Below are 7,087 nucleotides of genomic sequence, written 5' to 3'. Positions count from 1 at the left end.
GAGGATCCCAGCCGATTCTCTGCCAGCCGAGAGGTGGGAGCGTACTTCGGGCTGGTGCCTCGGCTCGATGAGAGCAGCGACTCGACGCCGCAGCTTCGAATCACCAAGGCCGGCGATGAACTCGGCCGGCGGCTACTCGTCAGTGCGCAGGCGTATAGCCCATTGCTCAAGGGCGCCGCGCGCCTTCGGCGCTTCGGGCCCCTCTGGTGGGGACGGCATCAAAACCCTCCAGAGGGAAGTCTTCGACTGTCCACTAAAACGGGGCAGGCCCACGATCTCCTTGTCTCCTTGTCTCCCTGTCCTGCCTACCCCGCCCTCACCTGGTCAACCTTGTCACCTTGTCACTCCCTCTCTCCTCGCCTGCCTGCAACCGTCTCCCTTGCCGAGCCGCGCGACTCGCCGCATCGTCACGGGGTCCGTCGCGTGGTGCACCGGGCGCCGCGCGTTGTTCGAGCCCCTTCCCGACACCAAACCAGACGATGACGAAGATCGCCACCGCCGTGCTGTCCCTGGCCCTGCTTGCCGCCTGCGCCCCCGCACCGGCCGAGGACGCTTCGGCCGCGCAGGAGGAGAGCGCCACCGACGACGCCGCGACGCAGGCCACCACCCTGCAGGCCCCGCCAGCCGGCTCGGTGCGCCACATCGTCGTCTTCCGCTTCCGTGAGGACGCCACCGAGGAGCAGATCCAGCAGCTCACCGACGCCTTCCGCGAGCTGAAGAACAAGATCCCCGGCATCATCGCCTTCGAGCACGGGCAGAACCACAGCCCCGAGGGGAAGGACCAGGGCTTCGACCACGTCTACACGATCACCTTCGAGAGCGCCGCCGCGCGCGACACCTACCTGCCGCACCCTGAGCACCAGGCGTTCGGGCGCCTTCTGGGCGAGCTCGGCATCCACGAGGACGTGTTCGTGGTGGATTACGACCCCCAGCCCTAATTCCGGGCCATGCTCGCGGCCATCGCCCTCCTTCTGCTCGCCCCGCAACAAACGCCGGGGGTGCACCTGAACCAGGTGGGGTTCTACCCGGATGGGGAGAAGATCGCGGTGGTGGTGGGGGCGCAGGGAGACGAGTTCTGGGTCGCACCCGCCAACGGCGGAGAGCCGGTCTTCAGCGGCAAGCTCGAGCCGCCCCGCGAGCACCCGGCCTGGGGAGCACCCGCGCGCAGGGCTGACTTTTCGGCCCTGCGCAGCCCCGGGCAATATCGGTTGGAGGTGCCCGGCGTGGGCGCCTCGCCGTCGTTCGAGATCGCACCGGAGGTTCACGCCGAGGTCGCGCGCGGGGCGATGAAGGCCTTCTACTACCACCGCGTGTCCGCCCCGGCGCTGCCCGAGTACGCGGGACGGTGGGCGCGCCCCGCGGGACATCCGGACGACCGCGTGCGGGTCCATCCCTCCGCGGCTTCTCCCGGACGCCCTGCCGGGACCGTCATCTCCGCCCCTTACGGCTGGTACGACGCAGGAGATTACAACAAATACGTCGTCAGCTCGGGGATCTCGACCGGTACCCTGCTCGCCCTGATCGAGGACTACCCCGAGGCCGTGGTTGGGCTGGAAACGGATATCCCCGAATCTGGCGACCGCGTCCCCGACCTGCTGGACGAGGTACTCTGGAACGTTCGCTGGATGCTCTCCATGCAGGATCCCGGAGACGGCGGTGTCTACCACAAGCTGACGACCGCCGAGTTCTCGGGGATGGTGATGCCCCACGAGGACACCGCCCCCCGCTTTGTCGTGCAGAAGAGCACGGCGGCTGCGCTGAACCTGGCCGCGGTCGCGGCGCAGGCCTCTCGGGTGCTGCGGCGATACCCGGAAGCCGCTCCCGGCCTCGCCGACTCTCTGCTGCATGCGGCGGTGGCCGCCTGGCAGTGGGCCCGTGAACACCCGGACGTCCTGTACGACCAGGGCGGGCTGAACCGCCGCTTCGATCCTGATATCGAGACCGGGGCGTACGGCGATCGGAACCTGGCGGATGAGTTTGCCTGGGCCGCGGCCGAGCTCCTTGTCACCACCGGTCAGGACAGCTTCTACAGGGCGGTGCCGGTGCTGGCCGACAGCGCGGTGACGGTTCCTGCCTGGAACAGCGTGCGAACGCTCGCCTATTACACGCTCGTTCGCTTCGTCGACTCCCTCCCACCCGCCGCCGCGGACGAGCTGGAGCAGGTGCGGGGGCGCCTGATCACGGCGGCCGATTCGCTCGCGGCCGGGGCCGAGGATCACCCCTACCGCGTCCCCATGGGCGCGAACCCCCGCGATTTCGTCTGGGGGAGCAGTGGGGTGGCCGCCAACCAGGGGATGCTGCTGCTCTACGCTCACCGTCTTACCGGTGAGCCCCGTTACCTTCAGCGAGCGCTGGACAACCTCGACTATCTCCTGGGGCGAAACCCGACCGGCTACTCGTTCCTGACCGGATTCGGCGATCGGACGCCGATGCATCCTCACCACCGCCCTTCCCAGGCGGATGGCGTCGAGGATCCGGTTCCCGGATGGCTCTCCGGCGGACCCAATCCGGGCCGGCAAGACGGCTGCGACTACCCTTCGACCGTGCCTGCCCTCGCCTACGTCGACGACCTGTGCTCGTACGCCTCGAACGAGGTGGCCATCAACTGGAACGCTCCTTTCGTCTATCTCGCGCTGGGAGTGGAAGCGGAGATGGGGGACTGACCCTCGGGGCCATCCTGTCCCATCCCGCCGCCAAGCGCACCCTTTCCCGGAAGCCGGCCGACTCGTCACCCGCCGCTCGATAACCCCATGTCGAAGCTCACCCCCCGCTGCATTGCCTTGCTGCTTCTCGTCACCCTCGCCGCCTGCGCGGGGTCACGCGCCGGGTCCCCGCGCGAGGCGGGACGCACGGATCGCCTCACCCAGGCCGACATCGGCGACACCGCCTACAGCGACCTGTACGAGTTCGTGTTCGCGAAGCGGGCATCGTGGCTGCGCCCGCGTGGACGGGACAGCCTCGTCGGTAACCCTTCACAGGTCGTGGTGTACGTGGACGACGTGCGGGTGGGCGGTGTCGAAGCGCTGCGCACCGTGCATCCGATGGAGATCGAGTACGTGCGGTACTTCGATCCGATCCAGGCGTCGTCGCGCTGGGGTTTCGATCACGGCAGCGGCGCCATCTACGTCGTGACGCGAACCAACTGAGAGGTATGACTGAAGGACAGGAGCCGCTGCGGGCGCTCGGGCGCGCCGGAGCGACCTACGCCTACGAAGAGCCCCGACCCGACCTGCTGGAGCGGATCCCGAACCCCGCCTCGGACGCGGCCGCGAACCCGGCCGGAGCGGCTCTCGCCCTCCGCATCGACGTGCCCGAGTTCACCTGCCTCTGCCCGATCACCGCCCAGCCGGACTGGGCACGCATCGTTATCCGTTACCAGCCCGACGCCTGGTGCGTGGAGTCCAAGGCGCTGAAGCTGTACCTGGGTAGCTTCCGCAACGCCGGTATCTTCCACGAGGGAGCGGTGACGCGGATCTGTAACGAGCTGGTGGCGCTGCTGGACCCCCACTGGATGGTGGTGGAGGGTCGCTTCACCCCGCGCGGAGGAATCCCATTCTGGCCGGTAGCGGTCTACCGGCGCGGCCAGTCGGCGGGGAGGACGGTGTTTCCACCGGCAGGGGATTTCGAGACGTTGGGCCCGCTCACGGAGCGCCTCGATCGCGCCCGGCCGCGAGAGGAGTCCATCTGAGGGGGTGCCCGCGAAGCGGCTTCAGGGAATCAGCTCGTTCAGCGGGAACTTCTGCCGAAGGTAGCGCTGCTGCTGGATGATGCGGGTGAAGGGGATGGGTCGGATGGTGAGGTGTAGGGCGACCTCGTCGCCCGCGGTGCGGACCACGATCCCGGCGATGCGGTGGTGCTCGCCATCGGTGAACTCGATCGTTCCTTCCACCTCCGAGCCGATCGCAGGGATCGGTGGGCGCGAGCTCCGGTAGCGGACCCCTTTCTCCGAACAGTCGATCACCTCGTGCTCCGCTCCTATTCCGAACTCGCGAAAGCGCGGTCGCGCGCTGGTGGGGAAGACTACGCGGTAGTGTGCACGAACATTCTCATGCCGGCTCATCGGGTCCCTCAAAAGTGGAGTCGTGCCGAGGTGGTGACCTTCGAGTATCGGCCGTTGCGGCTTCACGGTTGAGGGCTACGGGAGCCGGCAGGGCAGTCGTGGCACCCGATCTGCGGGCATGAACTGTCCGCATGGGCGCGCCGTTACGCCCGCTTCCATGGCCCCGCTAGCCTCCCTCGCGCGCCGGTGTTAGACTAGCCGGAGAGGCCAGGCGAGGCCACTGGCGAAGTGTTCGCAGACGGATCGGGCCCGCATCGAGTCACATCTGGTCAGAGGAGGTAGCATGAGGAAACCGGTCAGCAAGAACGCGCTCCGACGCGCCTTCGACAAAGCGCTAGCTGACGGCCAGCTCGAGTGCACCGTTCCCCTGAATGCAGTTGTCGATCGCATCTGGCACGAGATGCATCGCGAGACGTACAACCGACCGCGCAAGAAGATCTCTCGGGAAACCGTCCGGAAGGCGGCGGTGACTGAGCCAGACATCGAGCTCCTGTAGGGCCTTCCTCCTCCCCTGCCGGTAGGATCCCTTGGAGAGTGCTGAAAGTATCGCGAGGGAGCCCCGCCCCGTGCGGAGCTCCCTCCGTTCCGAGCTCCTCTTCAACCTCAGCCTGCTCGCCGCCGCCGCACTCCTGCTGGCGCTCTGGATGGCGAGCTCCCTCCCCGGGTGGTTTTCCACCCTCAGCCATCCGCAAGCGCTCTTCATCGGCCTCGTCGCCTTCGATATCCTCGTCTTCGTTCTGCTCGGCAATCACCTGGTGAAGCGCCTCGTCCTGCGGCCGGTGGAGGAGGCCGTGCAGGTCGCCGAGGCGATCGCGGCAGGGGAGTACGATCGCCGCGTGCCGGAGGGCAAGACCCGCGAGATGGCGGGGCTGTCGCGTTCGCTCAACCGCCTGACCGACGAGCTCCTGCAGAATCAGGAGCGGCTGGCCGAGAACATCCGCTCGCTCGACGAGACCAACCGCATCCTCAACGAAACGCAGCGCGAGCTGATCCAGGCCGAGAAGATGGCCTCGATCGGGCGGCTCGCCGCGGGCATCGCGCACGAGATCGGCAATCCGCTCGGCGCCCTGCTGGGGTACGTCTCGGTGCTGCGCCGGCGCGGTGGGGAAACCGTGCTCCTGGACGGCATCGAGCGGGAGGCACGGCGGATCGACCGGATCGTGCGCGGGCTGCTCGACTATGCTCGCCCCGCAAATGCGCCGCGGGAGATGGTCGACGTGAACGAGTCGATCCGTCGCGTTCTCGATCTGCTACGCGAGCAGGGGCGGTTGCGGGAGGTGGAGGTGACGCTGAAGCTCGAACCCGACCTTCCCGGGATCGAGGCGAATCCTCACCGGATCGACCAGGTCTTTCTGAACCTGCTCGCCAACGCCGATGCGGCGATGCAGGGGAAGGGCACCCTGACAATCCGTACGGTCTCAGAGACCTATCAAGCGGACCATGCCTTTCCAGTCCGGCGAGCCGACGACCCCCCGGGGGTCGACTACTCCCATCTGCGTCGGCTGCGGAACGGGGCGATTCACGATCCCACGAGCCTTGATGCCGATACTCCGGTTGTGCGCGTGGTGCTCGCCGATTCCGGCCCGGGAATCCCCCAGGAGCACCTGGACAAGATCTTCGACCCGTTCTTCACGACGAAGCCGCCGGGGGAGGGAACCGGGCTGGGGCTGGCGATCGTCGCCGGGACGGTGGCGGAGCTGGGCGGTCGCGTGGAAGTCGCTTCGGCTCCGGGCAACGGAGCCACCTTTCACCTGTACTTCCCCATTCCAGTGCATAGCTCATGAGCAGGGGACGGATCCTGGTCGTCGACGACGAGGCGGGGTTGCGACACACCCTGGAGCTGATCCTGACCGATGAGGGCTACGAGATCCTGAAGGCCGCCAACGGTGAGGAGGGACTACGGGTCGCCAAGTCCGAGCATCCGGACCTGATCCTCTGTGACGTCCGCATGCCGAAGATCGACGGGCTCGCCTTCGTGGAGCGCTACTGCGGGGCGGGGGGTGAGGCGCTGGTGATCATGATGAGCGCCTACGGCACGCGGGAGACGGCGATCGAAGCGATGCGGCTCGGCGCCTACGACTACATCTCCAAGCCCTTCAACGCCGAGGAGGTGCTCCTGACCATCCACAAAGCGCAGGAGCGGGAGACCCTCCGTCGGGAAGTTACGCGCCTGCGCGCCCGGATGGCGGGGATGCAGGGCTTCGACGAGGTCATCGGTCACTCCGCCGCCTTCCGCGAGGTGCTCGACCTGGCCGCTCGCGTGGCGCCCTATCCCACCACCGTGCTGATCACGGGCGAGAGCGGTAGCGGTAAGGAGGCAGTGGCGAGGGCGATTCACGCCTCCTCCCCGCGGCGCGATGGACCGTTCGTGGGGGTGAACTGCGGCGCCATCCCGGAGAACCTGCTCGAGTCCGAGCTGTTCGGGCACGAAAAGGGAGCCTTTACCGGCGCGGAGCGGGCGCGGGACGGCCTCTTCATGGAAGCGAACCGCGGCACGCTCTTCCTCGACGAGATCGGAGAGCTCCCTCTGGCCCTGCAAGTAAAGCTGCTGCGCGCCCTGCAGGAGCGCACCATCCGTCCGGTGGGCGGGGCACAGGAGCGAGAGGTCGACGTACGCGTGCTGGCGGCGACCTCTCGAGACCTGGTGCAGGAGGTGGAGGATGGGCGCTTTCGCGAAGACCTCTTCTACCGCATCAACGTCATCCACCTGCACCTTCCTCCGCTGCGGACCCGCCCCGAGGACATCCAGGCGCTGGCGGAGCACTTCCTGGAGCGGCACGGCAGCCGGTTGGGCATCCGGCCGGAGCCGCTGACTCCGGAGCTCGTGACCGTTCTCGCCCGATATTCCTGGCCGGGGAACGTACGGGAGCTGGAGAACGTAATCGAGCGAGGTCTGGTGTTATCGGGTGGCCGTCTGGGGGAGGAGCACCTGCCCCAGCATGTGCGCAGCGCGACGCCGCAGTTCTCCCTTCCCGCCGACGAGGATGATCTCTCGGTGAAGCGCCGTCTCCCGGCGCTGGAGCGGGA

Annotated in this window: 8 protein-coding genes; 7 read left to right on the top strand and 1 reads right to left on the bottom strand. The window is 67.6% G+C overall.

Annotated elements, in window-relative coordinates:
* Window positions 1-479 precede the first annotated feature (479 nt).
* From VF167_07735 to queF, 4 genes are all read left to right on the top strand, one after another.
* Window positions 480-938: a Dabb family protein gene (locus VF167_07735; protein HEX6925305.1), complete on the top strand. Its 459-nt coding sequence runs from the start codon at window positions 480-482 to the stop codon at window positions 936-938.
* A 9-nt stretch (window positions 939-947) separates the two neighbouring features.
* Complete coding sequence (locus tag VF167_07730) at window positions 948-2,663, top strand: glycoside hydrolase family 9 protein (GenBank protein ID HEX6925304.1); 1,716 nt, start codon at window positions 948-950, stop codon at window positions 2,661-2,663.
* An 87-nt stretch (window positions 2,664-2,750) separates the two neighbouring features.
* Window positions 2,751-3,146, top strand: coding sequence for a hypothetical protein (locus VF167_07725; GenBank protein HEX6925303.1), 396 nt, complete (start codon window positions 2,751-2,753; stop codon window positions 3,144-3,146).
* A 5-nt stretch (window positions 3,147-3,151) separates the two neighbouring features.
* Window positions 3,152-3,688 carry a preQ(1) synthase gene (gene queF, locus VF167_07720; GenBank protein HEX6925302.1) on the top strand — a complete coding sequence of 179 codons (537 nt, stop codon included), beginning with the start codon at window positions 3,152-3,154 and terminating at the stop codon, window positions 3,686-3,688.
* A 21-nt stretch (window positions 3,689-3,709) separates the two neighbouring features.
* On the opposite strand, the gene VF167_07715 is transcribed toward queF, so the two are convergent.
* Entirely contained in the window at window positions 3,710-4,060 is a 351-nt protein-coding gene (locus tag VF167_07715; protein HEX6925301.1) for a PilZ domain-containing protein, read from the bottom strand.
* 283 nt (window positions 4,061-4,343) lie between these two features.
* Here VF167_07715 and VF167_07710 point away from each other — a divergent pair, with 283 nt between their 5' ends.
* The 3 genes from VF167_07710 to VF167_07700 form a co-directional block, all read left to right on the top strand.
* Window positions 4,344-4,556: a hypothetical protein gene (locus VF167_07710; protein ID HEX6925300.1), complete on the top strand. Its 213-nt coding sequence runs from the start codon at window positions 4,344-4,346 to the stop codon at window positions 4,554-4,556.
* Between the two features lie 70 nt (window positions 4,557-4,626).
* Window positions 4,627-5,844, top strand: coding sequence for an ATP-binding protein (locus VF167_07705; protein HEX6925299.1), 1,218 nt, complete (start codon window positions 4,627-4,629; stop codon window positions 5,842-5,844).
* Window positions 5,841-7,087, top strand: a 1,247-nt coding sequence (locus tag VF167_07700) for a sigma-54 dependent transcriptional regulator (protein HEX6925298.1), incomplete at its 3' end; no start/stop codon positions are given. The genes VF167_07705 and VF167_07700, both read left to right, overlap by 4 nt.

Source organism: Longimicrobiaceae bacterium (assembly GCA_036375715.1).
GTDB lineage: Bacteria > Gemmatimonadota > Gemmatimonadetes > Longimicrobiales > Longimicrobiaceae > DASVBS01.
This window is presented reverse-complemented; position numbering and strand designations above follow the sequence as displayed.

Excerpts from the sequence above, each read along its gene's own strand:
- VF167_07735 (HEX6925305.1), top strand. The coding sequence starts at position 480 with ATGACGAAGATCGCCACCGCCGTGCTGTCCCTGGCCCTGCTTGCCGCC.
- VF167_07730 (HEX6925304.1), top strand. The coding sequence starts at position 948 with ATGCTCGCGGCCATCGCCCTCCTTCTGCTCGCCCCGCAACAAACGCCG.
- VF167_07725 (HEX6925303.1), top strand. The coding sequence starts at position 2,751 with ATGTCGAAGCTCACCCCCCGCTGCATTGCCTTGCTGCTTCTCGTCACC.
- queF (HEX6925302.1), top strand. The coding sequence starts at position 3,152 with ATGACTGAAGGACAGGAGCCGCTGCGGGCGCTCGGGCGCGCCGGAGCG.
- VF167_07715 (HEX6925301.1), bottom strand. The coding sequence starts at position 4,060 with ATGAGCCGGCATGAGAATGTTCGTGCACACTACCGCGTAGTCTTCCCC.
- VF167_07710 (HEX6925300.1), top strand. The coding sequence starts at position 4,344 with ATGAGGAAACCGGTCAGCAAGAACGCGCTCCGACGCGCCTTCGACAAA.